Annotated in this window: 22 protein-coding genes; 19 read left to right on the forward strand and 3 right to left on the reverse strand. The window is 69.0% G+C overall.

The window, feature by feature from the left end; translation table 11 throughout:
* Positions 1-85: 85 nt before the first annotated feature.
* From MKK63_RS03795 to MKK63_RS03820, 6 genes are all read left to right on the forward strand, one after another.
* Positions 86-991: a class I SAM-dependent methyltransferase gene (locus tag MKK63_RS03795; protein ID WP_243998834.1), complete on the forward strand. Its 906-nt coding sequence runs from the start codon at positions 86-88 to the stop codon at positions 989-991.
* Positions 988-1,725 carry a pseudouridine synthase gene (locus MKK63_RS03800; RefSeq protein ID WP_243998836.1) on the forward strand — a complete coding sequence of 246 codons (738 nt, stop codon included), beginning with the start codon at positions 988-990 and terminating at the stop codon, positions 1,723-1,725. Before MKK63_RS03795 ends, MKK63_RS03800 begins: the two co-directional genes overlap by 4 nt.
* A gap of 211 nt (positions 1,726-1,936) precedes the next feature.
* Entirely contained in the window at positions 1,937-3,004 is a 1,068-nt protein-coding gene (locus MKK63_RS03805) for a 30S ribosomal protein S2 (protein WP_243918083.1), read from the forward strand.
* A gap of 117 nt (positions 3,005-3,121) precedes the next feature.
* Complete coding sequence (gene tsf, locus MKK63_RS03810) at positions 3,122-4,048, forward strand: translation elongation factor Ts (RefSeq protein WP_243998838.1); 927 nt, start codon at positions 3,122-3,124, stop codon at positions 4,046-4,048.
* A gap of 214 nt (positions 4,049-4,262) precedes the next feature.
* A complete protein-coding gene (locus MKK63_RS03815; RefSeq protein ID WP_243998840.1) occupies positions 4,263-4,433 on the forward strand; it encodes a hypothetical protein in 171 nt (56 codons plus the stop codon).
* Between the two features lie 49 nt (positions 4,434-4,482).
* Entirely contained in the window at positions 4,483-4,992 is a 510-nt protein-coding gene (locus MKK63_RS03820) for a helix-turn-helix domain-containing protein (protein WP_243998842.1), read from the forward strand.
* Between the two features lie 201 nt (positions 4,993-5,193).
* On the opposite strand, the gene MKK63_RS03825 is transcribed toward MKK63_RS03820, so the two are convergent.
* Both MKK63_RS03825 and MKK63_RS03830 read right to left on the reverse strand, forming a co-directional pair.
* Positions 5,194-6,009 carry a metallophosphoesterase family protein gene (locus MKK63_RS03825; protein ID WP_243998844.1) on the reverse strand — a complete coding sequence of 272 codons (816 nt, stop codon included), beginning with the start codon at positions 6,007-6,009 and terminating at the stop codon, positions 5,194-5,196.
* 80 nt (positions 6,010-6,089) lie between these two features.
* Positions 6,090-6,932 (reverse strand): diacylglycerol/lipid kinase family protein, encoded by an 843-nt coding sequence (locus MKK63_RS03830; RefSeq protein ID WP_243998846.1) that lies wholly within the window; start codon positions 6,930-6,932, stop codon positions 6,090-6,092.
* A 177-nt stretch (positions 6,933-7,109) separates the two neighbouring features.
* Here MKK63_RS03830 and pyrH point away from each other — a divergent pair, with 177 nt between their 5' ends.
* From pyrH to dxr, 4 genes are all read left to right on the forward strand, one after another.
* On the forward strand, positions 7,110-7,832 hold the full coding sequence (gene pyrH, locus MKK63_RS03835; RefSeq protein ID WP_243918071.1) for a UMP kinase: 723 nt from the start codon (positions 7,110-7,112) through the stop codon (positions 7,830-7,832).
* Between the two features lie 116 nt (positions 7,833-7,948).
* Positions 7,949-8,512 carry a ribosome recycling factor gene (gene frr, locus MKK63_RS03840; protein WP_243998848.1) on the forward strand — a complete coding sequence of 188 codons (564 nt, stop codon included), beginning with the start codon at positions 7,949-7,951 and terminating at the stop codon, positions 8,510-8,512.
* Between the two features lie 20 nt (positions 8,513-8,532).
* Positions 8,533-9,402 (forward strand): phosphatidate cytidylyltransferase, encoded by an 870-nt coding sequence (locus MKK63_RS03845; RefSeq protein ID WP_243998850.1) that lies wholly within the window; start codon positions 8,533-8,535, stop codon positions 9,400-9,402.
* Between the two features lie 19 nt (positions 9,403-9,421).
* Positions 9,422-10,600: a 1-deoxy-D-xylulose-5-phosphate reductoisomerase gene (dxr, locus tag MKK63_RS03850; RefSeq protein ID WP_243998852.1), complete on the forward strand. Its 1,179-nt coding sequence runs from the start codon at positions 9,422-9,424 to the stop codon at positions 10,598-10,600.
* A 9-nt stretch (positions 10,601-10,609) separates the two neighbouring features.
* Here the strand turns inward: dxr and MKK63_RS03855 are convergent, their stop codons facing one another.
* Complete coding sequence (locus tag MKK63_RS03855) at positions 10,610-11,248, reverse strand: TetR/AcrR family transcriptional regulator (RefSeq protein WP_243998876.1); 639 nt, start codon at positions 11,246-11,248, stop codon at positions 10,610-10,612.
* A 138-nt stretch (positions 11,249-11,386) separates the two neighbouring features.
* On the opposite strand from MKK63_RS03855, the gene MKK63_RS03860 reads away from it, so the two are divergent.
* The 9 genes from MKK63_RS03860 (at position 11,387) to lpxB (ending at position 23,109) form a co-directional block, all read left to right on the forward strand.
* Positions 11,387-12,628 carry an HlyD family secretion protein gene (locus MKK63_RS03860; RefSeq protein WP_243998854.1) on the forward strand — a complete coding sequence of 414 codons (1,242 nt, stop codon included), beginning with the start codon at positions 11,387-11,389 and terminating at the stop codon, positions 12,626-12,628.
* Between the two features lie 8 nt (positions 12,629-12,636).
* Complete coding sequence (locus MKK63_RS03865) at positions 12,637-14,214, forward strand: DHA2 family efflux MFS transporter permease subunit (RefSeq protein ID WP_243998856.1); 1,578 nt, start codon at positions 12,637-12,639, stop codon at positions 14,212-14,214.
* Between the two features lie 136 nt (positions 14,215-14,350).
* On the forward strand, positions 14,351-15,505 hold the full coding sequence (gene rseP, locus MKK63_RS03870) for an RIP metalloprotease RseP (RefSeq protein WP_243998858.1): 1,155 nt from the start codon (positions 14,351-14,353) through the stop codon (positions 15,503-15,505).
* A 435-nt stretch (positions 15,506-15,940) separates the two neighbouring features.
* Positions 15,941-18,511 (forward strand): outer membrane protein assembly factor BamA, encoded by a 2,571-nt coding sequence (gene bamA / locus MKK63_RS03875; RefSeq protein WP_243998860.1) that lies wholly within the window; start codon positions 15,941-15,943, stop codon positions 18,509-18,511.
* Between the two features lie 52 nt (positions 18,512-18,563).
* Positions 18,564-19,622 carry a UDP-3-O-(3-hydroxymyristoyl)glucosamine N-acyltransferase gene (gene lpxD, locus MKK63_RS03880; protein WP_243998862.1) on the forward strand — a complete coding sequence of 353 codons (1,059 nt, stop codon included), beginning with the start codon at positions 18,564-18,566 and terminating at the stop codon, positions 19,620-19,622.
* 156 nt (positions 19,623-19,778) lie between these two features.
* Complete coding sequence (gene fabZ, locus MKK63_RS03885; protein WP_243918053.1) at positions 19,779-20,255, forward strand: 3-hydroxyacyl-ACP dehydratase FabZ; 477 nt, start codon at positions 19,779-19,781, stop codon at positions 20,253-20,255.
* Positions 20,252-21,070 carry an acyl-ACP--UDP-N-acetylglucosamine O-acyltransferase gene (lpxA, locus tag MKK63_RS03890; protein ID WP_243998864.1) on the forward strand — a complete coding sequence of 273 codons (819 nt, stop codon included), beginning with the start codon at positions 20,252-20,254 and terminating at the stop codon, positions 21,068-21,070. The genes fabZ and lpxA overlap by 4 nt, the downstream gene beginning before the upstream one ends.
* 12 nt (positions 21,071-21,082) lie before the next feature.
* Entirely contained in the window at positions 21,083-21,949 is an 867-nt protein-coding gene (locus MKK63_RS03895; RefSeq protein WP_243998866.1) for an LpxI family protein, read from the forward strand.
* The gene (lpxB, locus tag MKK63_RS03900) at positions 21,946-23,109 is read left to right on the forward strand and encodes a lipid-A-disaccharide synthase (RefSeq protein ID WP_243998868.1); all 1,164 of its coding nucleotides are present in this window, start codon (positions 21,946-21,948) and stop codon (positions 23,107-23,109) included. The genes MKK63_RS03895 and lpxB overlap by 4 nt, the downstream gene beginning before the upstream one ends.
* Positions 23,110-23,556: the final 447 nt, after the last annotated feature.

Below are 23,556 nucleotides of genomic sequence, written 5' to 3' on the forward strand. Positions count from 1 at the left end.
CGGATGATCCGAGTCGGGCGCGGGTTTTCCCCGCACCGTCGCGGAATTGCGTTCCGGGGCCAGCTCTCCAACGCCCGAATCATTCATGCGACATGCCGTCTACGGCCTGCCGCCGATGGATCTCGCCGAGATCCCCGGCGATGCCGTCCAGGTTTCCCCGTTGATTCCCGGTGCCGCGCGGCTCGAGGATCTGTCCGAGAACAGCCTCGACACCGCCACGGTCCTCGCCCCGCCCGGAACGGTGGAGCGGCGCTACGTGCTTGCGCAGGTGCTCCGGGCGCTGGGGCCGGGCGGCCGGATGATCGCCCTGGCGCCCAAGGATCGGGGCGGAACCCGGCTGGCCAAGGAACTCACCACCTTCGGGTGCGCTGCCGCCGACCAGCCGCGCCGGCACCACCGGATCTGCCGCACCGACCGGCCATCCGAGCCGGCCGGCATCGCCGAGGCGATCGACGAGGGCAGCCCCCGCCATGTCGACAACCTCGCCCTGTGCACGCAGCCCGGCATCTTCTCCTGGGACCGGCTCGATCCCGGTACGGCCCTGCTCCTGGCGAACCTGCCGGCGTTGAAGGGTCGGGGCGCCGATCTCGGTTGCGGCCTCGGGATCCTGGCCCGGGCGGTCCTCGCCTCGGAAGCCGTGACCGCGATGACTCTGGTGGAGATCGACCGGCGCGCCGTCGAGATGGCCCGCCGCAACGTCGCCGACCCGCGGGCGACGATCCTCTGGGCCGATATCCGCACGCCCGGGCTCGTGCCCAGCAAGCTCGACTTCGTCGTGATGAACCCGCCGTTCCACGAGGGGGGCGCCGAGGATCAGGCGCTCGGCCGGGCCTTCGTGGCCCGGGCCGCCGAGGTGCTGCGGCCCGGCGGTACCTTGTGGCTCGTGGCCAACGCACACCTGCCCTACGAGGCGACGCTTCAGGCGGCGTTCCGCAGCGTAGCCGTGACCGTCCAGGCGAATGGCTACCGGGTCTACGAGGCGCGCCGGTGAGCGCGAAGGCGGTCCGCTTGGACAAGCTGCTCGCCAATCTGGGCTACGGCTCGCGCCGGGAGATCCAGAATCTGGCGCGCGCCGGCGCGATCCGCCTCGACGGCGTGGAATGGGCCGATGCGGGGGACCGAATCGCCCTGGATCCCGACCTGCCGGATCGGCTGGTGGTCGACGGCGAAGCCCTCGATCCGCTCCCGGGCCTCTGCCTGATGCTGCACAAGCCGCTGGGCGTGACCTGCTCGCATAAGGAGGCAGGTCCGCTGGTTTACGGGCTGCTGCCGGAGCGCTGGCGCCGCCGCGACCCGCCGCTCTCCACCGTGGGCCGCCTCGACAAGGAGACCTCCGGCCTGCTGCTGCTTACCGACGACGGCGCGCTGCTGCACCGGATCATCAGTCCGAAGGCCAATGTGGCGAAGCGCTACCGCGTGACCCTCGAGCGTCCCCTGACCGGCAGCGAGACAGCGGTCTTCGCCTCCGGCACGCTGATGCTGGAGGGCGAGGAGCGGCCCCTGCTCCCGGTGGCGCTCGCGGTCGAGGATGCCACCCACTGCGCGGTCACCTTGACCGAGGGCCGATACCATCAGGTTCGCCGGATGTTCGCCGCCGTGGGCAACCACGTGACGGCCCTGCACCGGGACCGGGTCGGCGGGCTGGACCTGCCGGCGGATCTGGCGGCCGGGGCTTATCGGATCATGATGGCGCCCGACGTGGCAGCTGTGTTCGCGGGCGGGTGATCCGGGCTGCAGCCGAAGCATCACGCGAGCGATCCATTATCGCCGATCCGCTTGAGGCGCTTCTTGCCGCGAACCCCGCACTCTGCTATGGGCCCGCCCATCCCACACGCGGAGCCGGCCTCATGCCTGAATGAGGCGTTTCCGGTGGTCGTTCGACTGCGTCGGGCGGCTGCATCCCTCCGCGGCGGATCCAACCGGAGAGTACACAGATATGGCCGTCGATTTCTCTATGCGTCAGCTCCTTGAGGCGGGCGCCCATTTCGGTCACCAGTCGCACCGCTGGAACCCGAAGATGCAGCCGTATATCTTCGGCACGCGCAACAACATCCACATCATCGACCTTGCCCAGACCGTGCCGGCACTCCACCAGGCGCTGCAGGTTGTGAGCGACACCGTCGCCAAGGGCGGCCGTGTGCTGTTCGTCGGCACCAAGCGCCAGGCGGCCGACACGATCGCCGAGGCGGCCAAGCGCTCGGCCCAGTACTACGTCAACTCCCGCTGGCTGGGCGGCATGCTCACCAACTGGAAGACCATTTCGGGCTCGATCTCGCGCCTGCGGAAGGTCACCGAGACGCTGGAGACCGGCGGCCCCGGCCTGACCAAGAAGGAGCGCCTGATGCTCTCCCGTGAGAAGGAGAAGCTCGAGAAGGCCCTCGGCGGCATCAAGGACATGGGCGGCGTCCCCGACCTGCTGTTCGTGATCGACACCAACAAGGAGCAGCTGGCGATCAAGGAGGCGAACCGCCTCGGGATCCCGGTGGCCGCCATTGTCGACACCAACTGCAACCCGGACGGCATCAGCTACATCGTCCCGGCCAACGACGACGCCGGCCGCGCCATCGCGCTCTACTGCGACCTGATCGCCAAGGCCGCAATCGACGGCATCTCGCGCGCACAGGGCTCGTCGGGCATGGATCTCGGCGCCTCCGAGGAGCCGATGGCCGAAGAGCTGCCGGCCAACGACGACGCGGCCGTCACGGTCGAGTCCGACGCTCTCGATCCGGCCGACGTGGCGATGCTCGCCGAGTCGACCGAGCATTTCGAGCTGCTCGCCGCCCCGCGCGGCGCGCCGGACGACCTGACCAAGCTCAACGGCGCCGGCCCGCAGATCGTGCAGAAGCTCAACGATGCCGGCATCTACCATTACTGGCAGATCGCCGCGATGACCGCCGAGGACGTCGCCAAGGTCGATGCCGACCTGAAGCTCAACGGCCGCATCGATCGCGATTCGTGGGTCTCGCAGGCCCGCGGCTTCGTCGAGGCTGCTGCGGCGGCCTGATCCATCGGGATTTCGCGGCGGCCCGTCATCGGGCTGTCGCGGTTCCAGCCATACCGGGCCCGGCCGCTCACCCGCGCGCCGGGCCTCTCTCATCCAGACCACACGAAAGGGACCGCCATGGCCAACATCACCGCCGCGATGGTGAAGGAGCTCCGGGAGACGACCGGCGCCGGCATGATGGATTGCAAGGGCGCGCTCAACGAGACGCAGGGGGACATCGAGGCCGCGGTCGACTGGCTGCGCAAGAAGGGTCTCGCCAAGGCCGCCAAGAAGGCCGGCCGCGTCGCCGCCGAGGGCTTGGTCGCCGTCGAGTCCGCCGGCCACCATGCCGCGATCGTCGAGGTCAATTCCGAGACCGACTTCGTCGCCCGCAACGACGCCTTCCAGGGCTTCGTCCGCGAGGCCGCCAAGATCGCGCTCAACACCGATGGCACGCTGGAGGGCCTCCAGAGCGCTCACTTCCCGGGCGCCACCGAGACGGTCTCCGAGAAGCTGCAGGCCCTGATCGCCACCATCGGCGAGAACATGAACCTGCGCCGGGTCGCCAAGCTCGAGGTCAACAAGGGCGTCATCGCCTCCTACGTGCACAACCAGATCTCCGAGGGCCTCGGCAAGATCGGCGTGCTCGTGGCGCTCGAGTCCGAGGGCGACGTCGAGGCGCTGTCGGCGCTCGGCCGCCAGATCGCCATGCATGTCGCGGCGACCAACCCGGTGGCGCTCGACGCCTCGGGCGTCGATGCCGCCACGGTGGAGCGCGAGTCGAACATCCTGCGCGAGAAGAACGCCGGCAAGCCGGACCACGTGATGGCCAAGATCATCGAGAGCGGCCTGAAGAGCTACTACAAGGAGGTCACCCTCCTGGATCAGCCCTTCGTGCATGACGGCTCGAAGACGGTGAGCCAGGTTCTCAAGGAGGCCGGCACCAAGGTCGGCGGCCCGGTGACGCTCACGGCCTTCGTGCGCTACGCGCTGGGCGAGGGCATCGAGAAGGAAGACGGGCCGGACTTCGCCACCGAGGTGGCTCAGCAGGCCGGTCGCGCCTGATTTTTTCGGACCGCGGTTCGATGATTTCGACGCCCCGTCCGGCGCAAGCCGGGCGGGGTTTTCTTTTGTCGGCGGCCCCGGCGAGGCGCGCGAAGCCGGCCTTGGCGTATCTTGAGCCGGGATTGCGGGCGGTTCGGACGTCGAGGAGAGGACAGCCCTTGACCCGGGTGCCATCGCCAGCATCTTATAGGCAGGTTGCGTATAGGATTGGCGCTTGGCGGTTTGCGCGGTCACGATCGTCGTCGATCACGCCAAAAGCGACGATCCGATCTTCACGGTCGCATTGCAGACGCCATGGGGTACGCTCGATGTGATGGCCGAGGTGACGCTCACGGGGCGCTTCCTCGGGTTGGTCGGCCTGCATATCGACCGCATGACGAGATAGGGGCCGGTCGTGCTTCGGGATATCGCCCAGGGGGTCTTGGAGGCGCTGGATGTCGACGAGATCCGCATTGTTGGCGGCGTTCGGACAACGGGTGCAAATCCGGGACGAGCCTCCCGTCCGCGAAGGCTCGGCAGAGCGTCTCGGTCTCAGGCGTCTGGCGGGCACGGACCTCGACACAATTGAAGCCGCCCGCGCCCTCGTCCGTAGGCATCTTCCCGTGAAGGCTGCCCGCGCCGTCATGACGGAGCTGTTCGATACGGGGGAAGCGTATGTCGTGGTGCCCAAGGTCGAGAGCCTCGAGCGCCTGCGATCCGAGTTGAAGGGGCTGGGCATCGAGGTCCGCAAGCATGGGCCGGATGCGATCTCGGTGCGAAGCGTGCGGGAAGCCCTGCATCTCTCGCAGGCCCAGTTCGCACTCCGGTTCGGATTGGAAGAGGCGACGGTCAAGAACTGGGAGCAGGGCAAGTCAAAGCCGAACGCGACCGCCCTGGCCCTGCTCTGGACGATCCATCGTCACCCGGAAGCCGTGGTCGATGCCCTCGCCACGCGGGGGGCGTGATCGGGCAGGGGGTGATCGTCTGTCCCGTGTTGCGGCGCACACGCTATCTCGCAGAAGCGCAGTACTGTCGCCGCATGGCTTTGAAACCCTTCTCCTACCTGATGATCGGCGTCTTCGCGTCCGGTCTCGTGATGACCGTCGTCGGCGCCGTCGGCGTGCTGACCGGCAGCTGAGAATTTGCGCCGGCGTAGTGGTCTCCCATCACGCCGGCGCCGCATCGACCCACGCTCTGCCATCCCAGATCCGAACCGCAACGGTGGCGCAGCCATCTGCAATGGTGATGCGGTTGTAGGCGTTGGGCTCGTTCCCGCGCAGGCGCGTCGACGTCGCCGAGCCGGCTTGGACGGCCAGCAGCCGTCCCCGGCCACCGCGCATCACACCGCGATCGATCGCTTCCGCGGCGGTATCGTCGTCCAGATCAAAGCGCGCATAGTGCCGGTGCAGGTGGCCGGCCAGCGTCAGGCCGACACCGCACCTGCGAAACGTGGCCAGCGCCAAGTCGGCGCGCCCAACCAATCGGGCCTCCTCGTCCCAGGGCGGCGGCCTGAACGGGTGGTGGCCCACCACGATCTTGAACAGGTGCTCCGGCATGGCCGCGAGGCGTGCCTCGGTCCGGGCGATCTGGCTGCGCCGGATTATCCCGTGCGACCAGTCCGGCTCCGGCGCCCAGCGCCGCACCGTGTTCAGGCAAACCACCCCGATCTCCGAATCCGTGAAACACGGCTCTGTCTCCTGCGCGATGGCGTGCCGGTAGCGCGCGAAGGGCCGCGCGAACCGCTGCAGCAGGTCGTAGGGCGAGATGTCGTGGTTGCCGGGCACGCCGATCCAGGGCGGCGACAGGCGGTTCAGGAAGGCGCGGGCCTGCCCGAACTCGGACGGGCGCGCCGCCATGGTGAAGTCGCCCGAGACGATGATCAGGTCCGACGCGTCCGCGTTCAACGCGGCGATGAGCGCCGCGACGACGGCCGGGTCGGTGCGGCCGAAATGGAGGTCGGAGATGTGGCTGATCCGCCTCATGCGTCCAGGCTCCCGCCTGTGAAGCGCTGGCCTGACTCCGAGCGCGGCACGATCACGGTCAGCGCGTGCCGCCGGATGCGTTAGTGCAGGGGCGTGGGGATCAAAAGAACCTCGCCGTCATTCATCACCAGCAGCGCCTGGCGGCGCGACGCGATGCTGAGGTCGCCGACCGGCAGCCGCTCTACGTCGGGCAGCCGGCGCCAGTCGCCGAGGGCGACTCCGACGGCGAGGCGCAGGCTGCGCCACACCGAGAGGTTGGTCAGGACGTAGAGCGTGAGCTGCCCGGCATCGACCGGCGCCCGCACGAGCATCTGTCCCGGCTGCTCGACGTAGTCGCCCACGACCACCGCCATCAGCCGTCCTCGCAGACGCCGCGCCGTCCCATCGATCAGGCCGGTCACCGTGAGGCGCGGATAGCGGCCGAGGTGGCGCAGCAGGCCGAGCGCCCAGCGCAGCAGGGTGCGTATGGCCCGGCGCGTGCGATGGGCCTCCCGGTGGCGGGCGACCCGCGCGGCCATGCCGAGCACGGAATTGATCACGAAGACCCGGCCGTTCACGTCGCCGACATCGATCCGGCGCGGCACGCCCTGCGCGAGATTGGCGATGGCGCCATCGAGATCGAGCGGCAGGCCGAGATCCTTCGCCAGCAGATTCATGGTTCCGAGCGGGAGGATGCCGAGCGGCGTCCCGCGCTCGACCAGGGCGGCAGCCGCGCAGGCGACCGTGCCGTCGCCACCTGCCACCACCACCGCGTCGATCCCCGGCTCGGCCACCGCCGCCGCGATGCGCGCCGGGAGGGAGTCGCCCCGGTCGGCTTCGCCCAGCGCCTCGATCCCGGTCGCAAGGATCCGCTCTCGGATCGCCTCCGGGGTCGCGCCGCCGATGCTACCGGATTCGGTGTTGATCACCAGGGCGATGCGCATGGATGTTCCGGGCCGGGTGTCGTTTCCAGACCGTTTGCCAGGGCTGCACGTCGGTCGCGTGTCGGTGGTGTTTCGTCCGACGATCCCCGTCCGATCGCGGTGCGCCCCTCGACGGCGCTCACACGGTTGACGTAGAAGCCTCCCGGCTCGCGCGGGGCGGGTCGAACGGGGATCGAGATGCCGGAGACGACGCCATTTCGCCGTATCCTCGTAAAGCTGTCAGGGGAGGCGCTCGCCGCACCGGACGGCTACTGGCTGCATCCGCCGACGCTGGCAGCTTTGGCTGATGACATCGCCCGCACCATCGAGGCCGGCGCCGAAGTCGCCATCGTGGTGGGCGGCGGCAACATGATCCGTGGCGCGCGCATCTCCGCGGCCGGCTGGATCGACCGGGCCACCGGGGATTCGCTGGGCATGATGGCGACCGTCATGAACTCGCTCGCGATCGAGACGGCGTTGAACGCGGCCGGCGTCCAGGCGCGGACCATGTCGGCCGTATCGATGCCGACGATCTGCGAGACCTATGCCCGCCAGCCGGCTTTGCATCACCTGGACAAGGGACAGGTGGTCGTGTTGGCCGGGGGTACCGGCAACCCGTATTTCACCACCGACACTGCCGCCGTGCTGCGCGCCGCCGAGTTGCGTTGCGACGCGGTGCTGAAGGCGACGCAGGTCGATGGCGTCTATTCCGCCGATCCGAAGACCGACCCGAACGCCACCCGCTACGACCGCATCACCCACGATGAGGCGATTGCCCGCGACCTGAAGGTCATGGACACCGCCGCCTTCGCGCTGGCCCGGGAGAGCCGCCTGTCGATCGTGGTCGGCTCGCTTCACCCGCCGAGCTCGATCGCCGCGATCCTGTCGGGCGACGCACCCTCGACGCTGGTCGCGCCCTGACGCCGCGGCCGCGATGGGGCCGCAACCGTTTGCGGCCCTGAAAAAATTCGTCCATTGAGGCCGCGACTGCCCGCGCCGGGCGAGAAGACCACGTCAGACGTCTCGGGACGATTCTCATGGCCACACCGGAATTCGACCTCAACGACATCAAGCGCCGGATGCAGGGCGCCGTCGCCGCGCTCTCGAAGGATCTCGGCTCGCTGCGCACCGGGCGCGCCACGCCCTCGATCCTCGACCCGATCCAGGTGGATGCCTACGGCTCGGCGATGCCGATGGCCCAGGTCGCCACGGTGAGCGTGCCGGAGCCGCGGCTCCTGTCGATCTCCGTCTGGGACCGCAGCATGGTCACCGCCGTCGAGAAGGCGATCCGCGAATCCGACCTCGGTCTCAACCCGCAGACCGAGGGACAGACCATCCGGCTCCGCATCCCCGAGATGAACGAGCAGCGGCGCAAGGAGATGGTCAAGGTCGCCCACAAGTACACCGAGGAGGCCCGCGTCGCCGTGCGCCACGTCCGCCGGGACGGCCTCGACCATCTCAAAAAGCTCCTGAAGGACAGCGCGATCTCGGAGGACGACGAGAAGCGGCAGGCCGCCGACGTGCAGAAGGCGACCGACCAGTTCATCGCCGACATCGACGGCGTGCTGGCCTCCAAGGAGAAGGAGATCATGCAGGTCTAAGGCCGCCGGCCGAGACTTTCGTGACCTCCGCAACCGCACCGGCTGCGCCCTCCCAGGCTTCTCGCAAGGGCCGGCGCGAGCTGTGGCTGCGCGTTGCCTCGGGCCTCGTGCTCGGGGCCGGCGTGCTGGCGGGGCTGGTCTATGGCGGCTGGCCCTTCGCGGGCATCTGGCTCGCGGCCGGCATCGTCGGCTTCGCCGAGTGGATGGCCATGAGCCGGACCGAGCCGCGCGAGGTACTGATCGCGCTCGGTGCGGCGACGCTCGGTGCCCTGTTGCTGTGCCAACGCGGCGGGGCTCCGGCACCGGCCTGCCTTGCGGTTCTGATTCTCGGCGCCGCGGCCTGTGCCACGGTGGCGCGGACCGGATGGGGCCGGACGCGCGCGTTCATCGGCGTGCTCGGCGCCGGAGCCGTCGCGGCGGTGCCGGTGGCGTTGCGCGACGATCCCGCGATCGGGCTCGTCGGACCGGCCTGGATGTTCGCGGTGGTCTGGTCCACCGACATCGCTGCCTACTTCGCAGGCCGGAAGATCGGCGGCCCGAAGCTGATGCCCCGGGTCTCGCCCAACAAGACATGGTCCGGCGCCATCGGCGGCCTGATCGGTGGCGTTGCGGCGGGAACCCTGGTGCCGGTGGTGGCCGACCTCGCCGGGATGACGCTGCCCAGCGCCGCTTCCCTTCCGGTGGTCGCGGGTGTGAGCGCCGTGGCCTCAATCCTGAGCCAAGCTGGCGATCTCCTCGAGTCCGGCCTCAAGCGCCGCTACGGCGTGAAGGACTCCGGAAAGATCATCCCGGGCCATGGCGGCGTGATGGACCGGCTCGACGGATTTTTTGCAGTGGCCGTTTTGGCTGCCGTCTATCTCGCCCTGCGCGGGGTCGGTCTGATCACGTGACGATGAGGGAGTTGAATCCGTGACCCAGATCGTCACCGTCTTCGGCGCCACCGGCTCGATCGGCCGCTCCACCGCCGATCTGCTTGCCCAGCACGCCGACCGCTTCCGGGTCGGCGCCCTGGTGGGCGGCAGGGATCCCGTCGCCCTGGCCAAGATGGCGCGGGAGCTGAACGCGTCCTTCGCGGCGCTCGCCGATGAATCCGCCGGCCCTGCGCTCGCCGAGGCCCTCTCGGGCTCCGGGATCCCCAACGGGGCGGGGGAGGGCGCCGTCATGGAGGCGGTCGCCCGGGACGCCGATATCGTGGTGGCGGCGGTGAGCGGGGCCGCGGGCCTCAAATCCACCCACGCGGCGCTCCGCCTCGGGCGCACGGTCGCCCTCGCCAACAAGGAGAGCCTCGTCTGCGCCGGCGACGCCTTCATGCGCGACGCCGCACGCTACGGCGCCACCATCCTGCCGATGGATTCCGAGCACGATGCCCTGAGCCAGGCGCTGGCCGGGCGTCCGCTCGCCGACGTGCGCACCATGATGATCACGGCCTCCGGTGGCCCGTTCCGCACCTGGACCCGCGAGCGCATCGCCGCCGCCTCCGCCACGGAGGCCGCCGCCCACCCGACCTGGTCGATGGGCATGAAGATCAACATCGATTCGGCGAGCCTGATGAACAAGGGCCTCGAGCTGATCGAGGCACACCACCTGTTCGGCATCGAGCCCGAGCGCCTCGACGTCGTGGTGCATCCGCAATCGGTGATCCACGGGATGGTCTACTGGCTCGACGGCGCCGTGACCGCCGAACTGGCGCTGCCCGACATGCGGGTGCCGATCTCGCACTGCCTCGGCCTCGGCGACCGGCTGACCATCGAGCGCGGGCGCCCCCTCGACCTCGTGAAGCTCGGCTCCCTCACTTTCGAGGCTGCGGACGAGGAGCGCTTCCCGTGCCTGCGGATCGCCCGGGCGGCGCTCGCTGCAGGCGGCGCCGCGCCGACCGTGATGAACGCCGCCAACGAGATCGCGGTCGCGGCGTTCATCGCCGGGCGTATCGGCTTCTACGGGATCAGTGATCTGGTCGAGCGCGCCTGTGCGCATTTCGCCGGCCCGTACCGGACCGCGCCGGCCGATGTCGATGAGGCGTTGGCCATCGACGCGCATGTCCGGGTGTGGAGCGCGGAAGCGCTGCCGGAACTGCGCGCCGCCGGATAAGGCCGCGCCTCAGCGCCCCGGCCCGTACCCGGCCAAAAACACCCGCACCGCCTCGGCAGTCTGGATCTGCATCCGGGCCTCGCTCGCCTCGCCGCCGGCAGCGAACAGCATGCGCGTGAGCAGGCCGGCCAGGCAAAGATGCAGGAAGTGCTGGGCCGCCAAGGTGGTGTCGGCGATGCGCAGGCGACCGGCCTGGACCTGCACGTCGAGATAGGCCGCGAGTCGAGACACGCCGCGGGCCGGACCGGCGTCGTAATAGACCTGCCCGAAGTGCGGGAACTTCTCGCAGACGCCAATCACCATGCGGTGCACCGAGATGTGCCGCGGCTGGGACATCTCGGCAAGGAAGCTCATCCCTAAGCGTGTCAGGACGGCCGGGATATCGGCATCGTTCGGGTCGAAGGTGAAGAGCGTCTCTGCAAGGCTGGCCTTTTCCTGAAGGATCAGGGCTTCGAACAAAGCCTCCTTGCTGTCGAAATACACGTAGAGCGTGCCCTTCGAGACCCCGGCCACCCGGGCGATCTCGCCCATGCTCGCGCCATCGTAGCCTGCCGAGAGGAAGACCGTGCGGGCGCCGTCGAGGATCTGCCGCCGCTTGTCGCCCTCATGCGGTGTCTGTCCCCGCTCCAGCACCGCGCCCTGCGCCATCATTCCGCTCCGCGTCCGAGACGCCGCTCCGCTTGACCGAACCGTTCGGTCACCATAACCTGAGGCCAATCTGGATTCGCGTCAAGGCGGGTCCAAGTTTTGACCGAACGGTTCGGTCATCCGATCTGAGGCTCCGAGATGTCCCTTCGCGACGACGCTGATCGGCCGTCTCCCACCATCGATCTGAGCGAAGCGGAGCGGGCAGAAGTCCCGGCGCCGCGGCAGCCTGCGCCGGATGCTGCCCCGGCATCCGCCCAGGCCGGCCCGGCCGAGGCTGTGCCGCCCCGCCGGCGCCCGCTGAGGCGTGCCCTCCTACTGGCCGTGCTGGCGGTTCTGATCGGCGGCGGCGCCTATGCCGGGTGGCAATGGTGGACGGTCGGACGCTTCTTCGTCTCGACCGACGATGCCTACGTCCAGGCCGACATCTCGGTGCTGGCCGCGAAGGTCCCGGGCTACCTCGCGGCGGTCCCGGTGGTGAACGGCGTCTCGGTGAAGAAGGGCGACGTGATCCCCCAATTGGACGACGGCGATTACCGCCTCGCCCTCCAGGCCGCGCAGGACAAGCTCGCCACCCAGGAGAGCACCATCGCGCGGATCGCCCGGCAGGCCGAGGCCGCTCAGGCGCAGGTCGCCCAGGCCTCTGCGCAGCTCGACGCGACCCGCGCCGACGCGGTTCGCGCTCAGGCCGATATCGCGCGGTCGATGCAGATGCAAGCGGATTACGTCGCCAAGTCGCGCATCGACCAGACCCGCGCCGATCGCGACCGGACCGAGGCTTCAGTCAAGGCCATGGAGGCCGGCCTTTTGGCGGCCCGCGCAAACGTTGATGTCCTCACGGCACAGAAGCGCGAGGCCGAGAGCGTCGCGGCGGAGCTGCGCACCGCCGTCGACCGGGCCCGCCGGGATCTCGACTTCGCGGTGATCCGTGCGCCGTTCGACGGCGTCGTGGGCAACAAGGCCGTGGAGGCCGGTGCCTACGTGGCGCCGGGCACGCGGATCGCCGCCCTGGTGCCGCTCCAAAGCGTCCGGATCGACGCGAACTTCAAGGAGACCCAGGTCCAGCGCATGCGCCCCGGCCAGACGGTGACGGTGACGGTCGACGCCTATCCGGATCGTGAGATCCAGGGCGTGGTGGAATCGTTCTCGCCGGCCTCCGGCTCGGTGTTCAGCCTGTTGCCGCCCGACAACGCGACCGGCAACTTCACCAAGATCGTCCAGCGCCTGCCGGTGCGGGTGCGGGTGCCGGAAGAGGTTGCCCGCGAGGGCCTTCTGCGGCCGGGCCTGTCGGCGGTGGTGCGCGTCGATACCCGCGCCGGCGCGGACCGCTCGGTGCTCGACCGGGCCGCGCGCGAGCGGCCGGTCAGCACTGCGAGCCGGTAAGATCGCCGATGGCCGCCACCGCCGCCCCCGCTCCGGTCCGCGCCACCGAGCCGCCGCTCGATCGCCGCCGGATGGTGGCGTTCGTCTGCATGGTGTTCGGGATGTTCATGGCGATCCTGGACATCCAGATCGTCTCGGCCTCGCTGAACGAGATCCAGGCCGGCCTTTCGGCCTCGGGCGACGAGATCCCCTGGGTCCAGACCAGCTACCTGATCGCCGAGGTCATCTCGATCCCGCTCTCCGGCACCCTGTCGCGGGTGCTGTCGACCCGCTGGATGTTCGCGATCTCGGCGGGCGGCTTCACCCTGATGAGCCTGATGTGCGCGACCTCCTCGTCGATCGGCGAGATGATCGTCTGGCGCGCCGCCCAGGGCTTCATCGGCGGGGGCATGATCCCGACCGTGTTTGCGGCGGCCTTCACGATCTTCCCGCCCTCCAAGCGGACCATCGTGTCGCCGATGATCGGCCTCGTAGCGACGCTCGCGCCGACCATCGGCCCGACGGTCGGCGGCTATCTCACCGACCTGATGTCCTGGCACTGGCTGTTCCTGATCAACGTCGTGCCGGGCATCTTCGTGACGGTCTCGACGTGGATCCTGGTCGATTTCGACAAGCCCAATTACAGCCTGCTCGAAGCCTTCGACTGGGCGGGCCTCGCCTTCATGGCGGGTTTTCTCGGCTGCCTCGAATACGTGCTGGAGGAGGGGCCGAACCACGACTGGCTGCAGGACGAGACGGTGTTCGCCTGCGCGGTGGTCTGCGGGGTCTCGGGGCTGCTGTTCTTCTGGCGGGTCTTCACGGCGAGGCAACCGATCGTGGACCTGCGCGCCTTCTCGGACCGCAACTTCGCCAGCGGCTGTTTGGCGAGTTTCGTGCTCGGCATCGGGCTCTACGGGCTGACCTACATCTACCCGGTCTATCTCGCGCGGGTGCGCGGCTACTCGGCGCTGATGATCGGCGAGACGATGTTCGTCTCCGGCCTGTTCATGTTCATCACAGCGCCGATCGCCGGGCGTCTCTCGGGCCGGGTCGATCCACGTTTGATGATGGGAGTTGGCTTCACGGGCTTCGCCTGCGGCACTTGGATCGTCACCGGCCTCACTAAGGATTGGGACTTCTACGAGTTGCTGCTGCCGCAGATCCTGCGCGGCTGCTCGCTGATGCTGTGCATGATCCCGATCAACAACATCGCGCTCGGCACCCTGCCGCCGGCCCGGATGAAGAACGCCTCCGGCCTGTTCAATCTCACGCGCAACCTCGGCGGCGCGGTCGGCCTCGCCCTGATCAACACCGTGCTGAACGACCGCTGGGACCTTCACCTCGCCCGGCTGCACGAGCGCTTCAGCTGGTCGAGCAATGCGGCCCTTGAGCGCCTCGACGGCCTGCAACGCGGCTTCGAGTCCTTCGGCAGCGCGGCCCCCGGCATGGCGCTGAAAGCCATGACCAACACGGTCCGGATCCAGGGCCTCGTCATGGCCTTCGAAGACGTGTTCCTCGCCCTGACGGTGCTGTTCCTGGCCATGGCCTGCGCCGTGCCGATGGTCCGGCGCCCGCGCGCGGCAGCCGGAGGCGGGGGCGGCCACTGACGCGGCGGCCCGTCACCCGCGGCGACGATGCGCGAGCCCGCACAGGATTGCGTTGGCGGTGCGCCCCACCGATCTGCTAAGATGTCGGGATGTGCCGGTCCGGGGGGCCGGCGCGGCGACGGCCAGGGATCGGCTTATGGACTTCCTCAACGCGATGAGCGGCACTGCCGGGGGCTTCTTCGGCGCCCTGATCCCGTTCCTGTTCGTGCTCACCGTCGTGGTGTTCGTGCACGAGATGGGCCACTTCCTGGTCGGCCGCTGGTGCGGCGTCGGTGTCCATGCCTTCTCCCTCGGATTCGGGCCGGAACTCGTTGGGTTCAACGACCGCCGCGGCACGCGCTGGAAGCTCTGCGCCATTCCCCTCGGTGGCTACGTGAAGTTCCACGGCGACGTGAACGGGGCGAGCATGCCCGACCCCGCGGCCGTCGCCCGCATGACTCCGCAGGAGCGGGCGATCAGTTTCCCGACTCAGCCTGTGGGCAAGCGCGCCGCGATCGTCGCCGCCGGACCGGTGGCGAACTTCATCTTGGCGATCGCGCTGTTTGCCGGGGCGATCTGGTTCGGCGGCCGCTATGAATTGCCCGCCCGCGTCTCCTCGGTGGAGCCGAACAGCGTCGCGGCCCAGGCCGGTTTCCAGCCGGGCGACGTGATCACCGCCATCGACGGCGAGACGATCGGCAACTTCAACGCGATGTACCGCACGGTGACGGGTAGCGCCGGGACGCCCCTGACCTTCACGGTGGAGCGCAACGACCAGCCGCTCACCATTCAGGCGACGCCCGCCACCTTCGAGGAGAAAACCCCGTTCGGACGCCATCGGATCGGCCGGCTGGGGATCCGCTCGCCTGCGGGCTCCGAGGCGCGCCTCGTGCGCTACGGGGCCGTCGATTCCCTCAATCTCGGCGTGAAGGAGACCTACTTCGTCGTCGAGCGCACCTTCTCGTATCTCGGCAAGCTGGTGACCGGCCGTGAGTCGGCCGACCAGCTCTCGGGGCCGATCGGAATCGCCCGCGTCTCCGGCGAGGTCGCCAAGACCGGCGGCGTCGGCGGTCTCGTCGGCCTGATCGCGCTCCTCTCGGTCTCGATCGGCCTCCTGAACCTGTTCCCGGTGCCATTGCTCGATGGCGGGCATCTGCTGTTCTACGCCTTCGAGGTCGTCCGCGGCCGTCCGCTCAGCGAGCGGGCCCAGGAGATCGGCTTCCGGATTGGTCTCGCCCTGGTCCTGATGCTGATGCTGTTCGCCGCCTGGAACGATATCCTCAACCTCGGCGCGTCCTGGCGGAACACCTGATCCGGAAGGGTTGAGGGCCCTCCTCGAAGCCGTTGGGGATCCTGTCCGTCCTCCACCGGAAAGGGTGCCCCATTCCCGCCGCGATCCGGCCGTGAAGTCGCCGGATCGGCGCCGCGCCAAGGGGTCAAAATCCGGTTAATGCGCCGTCAACGCCCGCGCGAGTGAGGCGGGAAAAACACGTTTTCACAAGCGTTTACGCGTCATTCACCATGATCGCCGGTTTGCCCGAAGCGCGGCTGTACCGTTAAGTGGCGCGAAGGCCACGACCCCCCAAAATCCCCTGACGATGGCCTCCCGCGCGTTTGCTTGGCAGTGGAATCCCGCTAAGAGCTACGCTTGGACCGAAGCCACGCTTGGACCAGGTGACGGGACGACCGATCAACGGTCGCCTAAGACGGGCTAACCCCCGCGACCAGAACAGAAACGGGCGATTGCATGATGTCGTTGACGGGGAAGCCCCGACGTAAGTCGGTGCGGAGAACCATCGTCCTAGTCACTGCGGGTCTGAGCGTCGTCCTGACCGGTGCCGCTCAGGCGCAGCAGATCGTCGTCCAGGGCAACCAGCGCGTCGATGCCGACACGGTCCGGTCCTACGTGACCGGAACGGCGTCAGGCTCCGCCGAGGAAGCCCGCCGTAACCTGCTCGCAAGCGGCATGTTCTCGGACGTGAAGGTCGCCCAGTCGGGCGGCCGCACGGTGGTGACCGTCCGCGAAAACAACCTGATCAACCGGGTGGTGTTCGAGGGCAACAAGAAGATCGAGAAGGCGACCCTGGAAGGGGTGGTCGAGGCGAAGGCCCGCGGGCCCTACACCGAGGCGATCATCAACGCCGACCTTGCCCGCATCCGTGACGTCTACAAGCGCTTCGGTCGGGGAACCGCCAAGGTGACCTACCGCACCGTCGACCTGCCGAACGGCCGCGTCGACGTGATCTACCAGATCGACGAGGGCGATAAGACCGGCATCGTCTCGATCAACTTCGTGGGCAACAACGCCTATTCGGAGCGGACGCTCAAGGGGCTGATGAGCTCCTCGGAGATGAACTTTCTGTCGTTCATCAAGACCTCCGACGTCTACGATCCCGACCGCATCACCAACGACTTGGATCAGGTTCGCCGCTACTACCTGAAGAACGGCTATGCCGACTTCCAGGTGGTCAGCGCCGACGCGCGCTACGTCGAGGGCGAGACTTCGGGCTACGTCATCACCGTCACGGTGAACGAGGGCGAGCAGTACAAAGTCGGCGCGGTGCAGGTGGATTCCCGCCTGCCCGGCCTCGACACGGCTCAGCTCAACACCGGTGTCGCGACGACGGTGGGCGATGTCTACAACGCCGACGACGTCGAGAAGACGCTGAACAACGTCACGCGTGAGGTGAACCGCGCGGGCTACCCGTTCGCGCAGGTCCGCCCGACCGGTCAGCGCGATCCCGGCAGCCATCAGGTCTCCCTGGGCTTCGTGGTCGAGGATGGCCCGCACGTCTACGTCGAGCGCATCAACATCCGCGGCAACACCCGCACCCGCGACTACGTCATCCGCCGCGAGCTCGATATCGCCGAGGGCGACGCCTACAACCGCGTGCTCACCGATCGCGCCGAGCGGCGCCTGAACGGCCTGGGCTTCTTCAAGAAAGTCCGTTTCTCGAACGAGCCGGGCTCCGCGCCCGACCGCGTGGTGATCAACATCGATGTCGAGGATCAGCCCACGGGTTCGTTCTCGGTGGCGGGCGGCTACTCCACCCAGGACGGCATCATCGGCGAGGTTTCGGTCTCCGAGTCGAACTTCCTCGGCCGCGGCCAGTATGTCCGCCTCGCCGGCACCGGCGGCCAGTACTCGCGCGGCGTCGATTTCTCGTTCACCGAGCCGTACTTCCTCGGCTACCGGCTCGCCGCCGGCTTCGACGCCTTCTACAAATACTCCGACCTGACCCGGTACTCGCGCTACGAGACCACGGTGTATGGCGGCCAGCTGCGCCTCGGCCTGCCGATCACCGAGGAGTTCGGCATCACGCTGCGCTACTCGCTGTACAACACCGAGCTGAAGGTGCCGAACACCCTCAAGCGGCCGTACAACGACTGCTCGGTGCCGATCCCGGGCTACACCGCCACCTACGGGGCGGGCACGATCGACCCGAATACGGGTCGCAACATCGGTGGTCAGGCGGTCTATCCGAACTGCGCCTATGACGGCGAAGCCTCGATCGCCATCAAGGGCTCGCAGGGCAACACGCTGACCTCGCTGGCCGGCCTGACGCTCGCCTATTCGACGCTGGACGTGATCGGCGCACCCCACAACGGCCTCTACGCCGAGCTGAAGCCCGACGTGGCGGGCCTGGGCGGAGACTCGAAGTTCTTCCGGGTCACCGCCGATGCACGCTACTACAAGGAGCTCTACGAGGACGTGATCGGCTTCGTCCGCTTCCAGGGCGGCCATATCAGCTCCCTCAACAACGACCCGCTGCGGGTGACCGACGAGTTCTTCCTCGGCCCGTCGCTGGTCCGCGGCTTCGCTCCGAACGGCATCGGCCCGCGCGACGTCGGTATCGCCGACGCCCGCTCGAACGCGATCGGTGGCTCGACCTACATCGGCGGTACCCTCGAAGTTCAGTTCCCGCTGCCCGGCGTGCCGCGCGACCTGGGCCTGAAGGGTGCGCTCTTCGCCGATGCCGGTACGCTGTTCGGCTACAGCAGCAAGCGCGCCTTCGACGTGAACGGCGACAGCTTCATCAACGGCACGGATCCGGCGACCGGGCGCTGCAACTTCAACGCCTACAAGATCGGCGTCGAGCCGGAATGCGTGAACGTCCGCGACAGCGCGACGATCCGCTCCTCGGTCGGTGCCTCCATCCTGTGGAACTCGCCGCTCGGCCCGATCCGCTTCGACTACGCCTACGCGCTGACCAAGGACGAAGGCATCCCGGTCTACGTGCCGATCCTCGGCAAGTACGGCCATGTCGGCAAGGATCAGACCCAGGCCTTCCGCTTCTCCGGCGGCTCGCGCTTCTGATCAAAATTCCAGGCGCGCCGGTCGGATTACCCCGACCGGCGCGTTGTCCAGCATGTCAGATCCCATTTTCTTCGCCACTGCGGCGCACCTGACCCTCGCGGAGATCGCGACGGTCGCTGGCACCAGCCTGCCCGAGGGCGCCGATCCGGACCTCCGGCTTGCCGGGGCCGCGCCCCTCGAAAGCGCCGGGCCCTCGCACCTCGCCTACATGGACAATGCCCGCTACGGCGACGCCTTCGCGGCCACCCGGGCTGGGGCTTGCCTCGTCTCGCCGCGCTTCGAGGCCCGGTGCCCGTCCGGCACGGTCGCCCTCGTCAGCCGAGACCCCTATCGCGCCTACGCCACGCTGCTCGGACGGCTGCATCCGGATGCCCTGCGCCCCGGCTCGCAGTTCGGCGCCCGTGGCGTCGCCCCTGGGGCCCATATCCATCTCGAAGCCCATCTCGAAGAGGGCGTCACGGTCGATCCGGGCGCCGTCATCGGTCCCGGCGCGGAAGTCGGCAGCGGTACGGTGATCGGCCCGAACGCGGTGATCGGTCCCGGCGTGCGCATCGGGCGCGACTGCGCCATCGGCGCCGGCACAACGCTGAGCCATGCCCTCCTGGGAAACCGCGTGATCCTCCACCCGGGCGTACGGCTCGGCCAGGACGGGTTCGGCTTCGCCATGGGCGTCACCCATCTCAAGGTGCCGCAGATCGGCCGCGTGATCGTCCAGGACGACGTGGAGATCGGTGCCAACACCACGGTCGACCGGGGCGCCTCGCGCGACACGGTGATCGGGGAGGGGACCAAGATCGATAACCTCGTGCAGATCGCCCACAACGTGGTGATCGGGCGCCACTGCGTGATCGTGTCGGGCGTCGGTATTTCGGGCTCGACCACGCTGGAGGATTACGTCATCCTCGGCGGGCAGGTCGGCGTCGTCGGGCATCTGCGCATCGGACGTGGTGCGCAGATCGCCGGCTCCTCCAACGTCAACCGCGACGTGCCGGCGGGCAGCCGCTGGGGCGGCACGCCGGCCAAGCCGGTCCGGGCCTGGTTCCGCGAACTCACGACCCTGGCCCGGCTGGCCGAGCGCTCGGGCAAGGCGCCGGCGGACGACGAGGCCTGAGACGGGTCGCTCGTCCGATCTGTCCGGGCTCCGGATCGATCCCCACCGCTGGAAGGCCTTGCATGTCCGGCGATTTCTGCCGAAGAGGGCGATCCCTCCGCTGAGGGCGGCAGGATGTCAGGCCGCCGCGGGCGGCAAGTCGAGGTGCGGGATCCGATGAGTGAGGCGGCGCGCGAGACCGGCGGCGAGCTGGGCACAGCCGATATACAGACGCTGCTGGAGTTGCTGCCGCACCGTTACCCGTTCCTCCTGGTGGACCGGATCGTCGAGATCGATCGCGACGAATCCTGCATCGGCATCAAGAACGTCACGGCCAACGAGCCGCAATTCATGGGTCACTTTCCGGGCATGCCGGTCTTCCCGGGCGTGCTCCTGATCGAGGGCATGGCCCAGACGGCCGGGGCGATCTGCTGCCGCCACATCAGGGCGGATGGGCGAAGCACCAAGCAGGTGTTCTTCATGACCATCGACAAGTGCAAGTTCCGCAAGCCCGTCACGCCCGGCGATCAGGTGCGTTTCCATATGAAGAAGTTGAACCAGCGCCGGACCATGTGGTGGTTCCGCGGCGAGGCCCGGGTCGACGGCACGCTGGTCGCCGAGGCCGAGATCAGCGCCATGCTGGTGATGGAGTGAGCGCGCCCGTCATCCACGCGAGCGCGGTGATCGAGCCCGGCGCCCGGATCGGCGACGGGGCGCGGATCGGCCCGTTCTGCCATGTCGGGCCGGAGGTCGTCCTGGGAGCGGATTGCGAGCTGGTCAGCCACGTCGTCCTGGCGGGCCGCACCTCGATCGGCGCCCGCACCCGGATCTTCCCCTTCGCGTCGATCGGACATCCGCCGCAGGATCTGAAGTATCGCGGCGAGCCCTCCACCCTCACGATCGGCGCCGATTGCCTGATCCGCGAGGGTGTCACCATGAATCCCGGTACCAGCGGCGGCGGGCTGGAGACCGTGGTCGGCGATCACTGCACCTTCCTGGCGAATTCCCATGTCGGCCACGATTGCCGGGTGGGGTCGCACGTGATCTTCTCCAACAACGTCATGCTGGCCGGCCATTGCGTGGTGGGCGATTACGCAATCCTCGGGGGCGGTGCCGCCGTGATCCAGTTCGCCCGGGTCGGGGCACATGCCTTCGTGGGCGGCCTCTCGGGGCTGGAGAACGACTGCATTCCCTACGGGATGGTTCTGGGCAACCGGGCCTACCTGTCCGGCCTCAACATCATCGGCCTGCAGCGCCGCGGCTTCGCCCGGGAGGACATCCACGCTCTGCGGCGGGCCTATCGGCTGCTCTTCGCCCCCGAGGGGACGTTGATGGAACGGGTCGAGGACGTGGCCGCGACCTTCGAGTCCCACGACGCGGTCCGCGAGATCCTCGACTTCATCCGCGTCGGCGGCAAGCGCTCGATCTGCACGCCGCGCGAAGTCCCGACCCCGATCGGCGCCGCCTGATCGAGCCCCGCCATGGCGAAGGCCGATCCTGTCCCTGACGGGGCCCTCGTGCTGATCGCCGGGGCCGGGCGGCTGCCGGAGCTCGTCGCCGACTCCCTGCGCCGGGCGCGGCGGCCGTTCCGGGTGATCGCCCTGCGCGGCTTCACGGGACAGACTCTGCGCGCCAGCGCCGATGCCACGGTCGACCTCCTCGACCTCGCCGCCACCCTGAAGCTGCTGCGCCGCTGGGGGCCGGCCATCGTGGTGCCGGCCGGGGGCGTGTCGCGTCCGAGCCCGGCCGCGATCCTGAATGCCGGCGCGGCCCTGCGCAACCGCGAGACCCTGCGGGCCATGGCGGGCGGGGGCGACGACCGCCTCCTGCGCGCCGCGCTCGCGCTGGTCGAGGAGGAGGGGCACCGCATCCTCGGCGTCCATGAGGCCGCGCCGGATCTCCTCTGCCCGGAGGGGCCGATCGGACGGCGGCAGCCGGATGCGATGGCTGCCGGTTCGATCGCCGCAGGGCGTGGCGTGCTGGCGGCGCTCTCGCCCTTCGACCTCGGGCAGGCCGTGGTTGTCGCCGGCGATCGGGCGCTCGCCGTCGAGGGACCGGAGGGGACCGACCGGATGCTCGCCCGGGCGCGTGCCCTGGGTCGCCGGCCGTTCGGCTGGGGACGGGCGCTCCCCGCGACCGTCTTGGTCAAGGCGCCCAAGGTCGGCCAGGATTGGCGCATCGATCTGCCGGCGATCGGCCCGCGCACGGTGCGCAACGCCGCCCGTGCAGGCTGCGTCGGCCTCGCCCTCGAGGCCGGCGGCACCCTGGTAATCGACCGCGCCGCCACCGCCGCGGAGGCCGACCGCCTCGGCCTGTTCGTCGTGGGCTATGGAACCGCGTCGCGATGACCCGACCCCGCAGCGTCTGGCTCGTGGCCGGCGAGGATTCCGGTGACCAGCTCGGCGCCAAGCTGATGCGGGCGCTGCGCGAGTCTGCACCGGACGTGGCGTTCGGCGGCGTCGGCGGCGAGGCGATGGCGGAGGCGGGGTTCGCGTCCCTGTTCCCCCTCGATGACGTTGCGGTGATGGGCTACCTGCCGGTGCTCGCCCGTGCCCGCACGCTGCTGCGGCGCATCCGCGAGACCGCCGAAGCCGCAAGGCACGCCCGGCCGGATGTGCTGGTCATCATCGATAGCCCCGGCTTCACCCATGCGGTCGCGAAGCGGGTGCGCAAGGCCGCCCCCGGCATTCCGATCATCGACTACGTCTCGCCCAGCGTCTGGGCCTGGCGCCCATGGCGCGCGAAGGGCATGCGCCCGTTCATCGATCACGTCCTGGCGCTGCTGCCCTTCGAGCCCGACGCGCATCGACGTCTCGGGGGCCCGCCCTGCACCTATGTCGGGCATCCGCTGATCGAGCGCTTGGCCGAGCTGCGCCCGTCCAGTGCCGAGACCCAGCGCCGTGAGACAGCGCCCTATAGCCTCGTGATCCTACCGGGGTCGCGCCGGTCCGAGATCGAGCGGCTGATGCCGGTCTTCGGTCAGGCGCTGGAGCATGTGAGCCGCACCGTTCCGGTCGAGGCGGTCCTGCCGGCGGTGACGCGCCACCGTGCCCTCATCGAGCGCCTCGCGGCGGCTTGGCCGGTCCCGGTCCGGATCGTCACCGGCGAGGGGCCGAAATACGCCGTCTTCCGTGGCGCCCGCGCGGCGCTCGCGGCCTCGGGTACGGTCACGCTGGAGCTCGCGCTGGCGGGCGTGCCCATGGTGGTGGCCTATAAGGTCTCGCGGGCCGAGGAGGTCATCGCCCGTCGGCTCATCCAGGTCCCCAGCATCGTGCTGCCGAACCTGATCCTCGCCGAGAACGCGATGCCGGAATTCGTCCAGGCCGAGTGCACGCCCGAGCGCCTCGCCGAAACCCTGGCGCCCCTGCTGGCGGGGGGACCCGCCCGCGCGGCGCAATGCGCGGCCCTCGCGCAGATCGACGCGCGGATGCGGCTCACGGATGCGGATACGCCGAGCCGCGCCGCCGCCCGGATCGTCCTGCAGGCTGCGGAGCGGCTGCCGGATTAGGCGTGGGCAGTGATCGCTAGTGCTCTGACGCATTCACTTCGTTCATGCGAGTGAGCACTAGTTCTTTGGTTTTGCATCAATTTTTCCAGACTCGGCTGACGCCTCCGTCTGGATCGATGCACTAGAGCCGTGCCCGATCGCGTTTCTCACGGTACACGACACAGTGGCTGCGGGCGGCGCGCCGTGGTGGACTGAGGGATTCCTCGCCAAATGGATCCCCCCATCTCCGCTTTTCTGCGCACCGCCCTGCTCGACAGCCTATCGGCGCCTCTGGGCTGGGGCAACTAGCGTCCTGAGAAGCTGAGCATGTTGCTGACCGGCTTAATCCACAGCCCGACGGTCAACCTCACCCATATCGCCAGCCAGTGCCCCGGCCCGGCCCGCTACGCCTCGAAGTACCGCCGCCTGCAACGCTTCTTCCAGCACGTGCGTCTCGATCAGGCCGTG

This window comes from Methylobacterium sp. J-088 (assembly GCF_022829295.1).
Lineage (GTDB): Bacteria > Pseudomonadota > Alphaproteobacteria > Rhizobiales > Beijerinckiaceae > Methylobacterium.

Bases quoted from the DNA above. Each gene is read 5' to 3' on its own strand.
- MKK63_RS03795 (WP_243998834.1), top strand. From the start codon at position 86: ATGCGACATGCCGTCTACGGCCTGCCGCCGATGGATCTCGCCGAGATC.
- MKK63_RS03805 (WP_243918083.1), top strand. From the start codon at position 1,937: ATGGCCGTCGATTTCTCTATGCGTCAGCTCCTTGAGGCGGGCGCCCAT.
- tsf (WP_243998838.1), top strand. From the start codon at position 3,122: ATGGCCAACATCACCGCCGCGATGGTGAAGGAGCTCCGGGAGACGACC.
- MKK63_RS03820 (WP_243998842.1), top strand. From the start codon at position 4,483: ATGTCGACGAGATCCGCATTGTTGGCGGCGTTCGGACAACGGGTGCAA.
- MKK63_RS03825 (WP_243998844.1), bottom strand. From the start codon at position 6,009: ATGAGGCGGATCAGCCACATCTCCGACCTCCATTTCGGCCGCACCGAC.
- MKK63_RS03830 (WP_243998846.1), bottom strand. From the start codon at position 6,932: ATGCGCATCGCCCTGGTGATCAACACCGAATCCGGTAGCATCGGCGGC.
- pyrH (WP_243918071.1), top strand. From the start codon at position 7,110: ATGCCGGAGACGACGCCATTTCGCCGTATCCTCGTAAAGCTGTCAGGG.
- frr (WP_243998848.1), top strand. From the start codon at position 7,949: ATGGCCACACCGGAATTCGACCTCAACGACATCAAGCGCCGGATGCAG.
- MKK63_RS03855 (WP_243998876.1), bottom strand. From the start codon at position 11,248: ATGGCGCAGGGCGCGGTGCTGGAGCGGGGACAGACACCGCATGAGGGC.
- MKK63_RS03860 (WP_243998854.1), top strand. From the start codon at position 11,387: ATGTCCCTTCGCGACGACGCTGATCGGCCGTCTCCCACCATCGATCTG.
- MKK63_RS03865 (WP_243998856.1), top strand. From the start codon at position 12,637: ATGGCCGCCACCGCCGCCCCCGCTCCGGTCCGCGCCACCGAGCCGCCG.
- rseP (WP_243998858.1), top strand. From the start codon at position 14,351: ATGGACTTCCTCAACGCGATGAGCGGCACTGCCGGGGGCTTCTTCGGC.
- bamA (WP_243998860.1), top strand. From the start codon at position 15,941: ATGATGTCGTTGACGGGGAAGCCCCGACGTAAGTCGGTGCGGAGAACC.
- lpxD (WP_243998862.1), top strand. From the start codon at position 18,564: ATGTCAGATCCCATTTTCTTCGCCACTGCGGCGCACCTGACCCTCGCG.
- fabZ (WP_243918053.1), top strand. From the start codon at position 19,779: ATGAGTGAGGCGGCGCGCGAGACCGGCGGCGAGCTGGGCACAGCCGAT.
- MKK63_RS03895 (WP_243998866.1), top strand. From the start codon at position 21,083: ATGGCGAAGGCCGATCCTGTCCCTGACGGGGCCCTCGTGCTGATCGCC.
- lpxB (WP_243998868.1), top strand. From the start codon at position 21,946: ATGACCCGACCCCGCAGCGTCTGGCTCGTGGCCGGCGAGGATTCCGGT.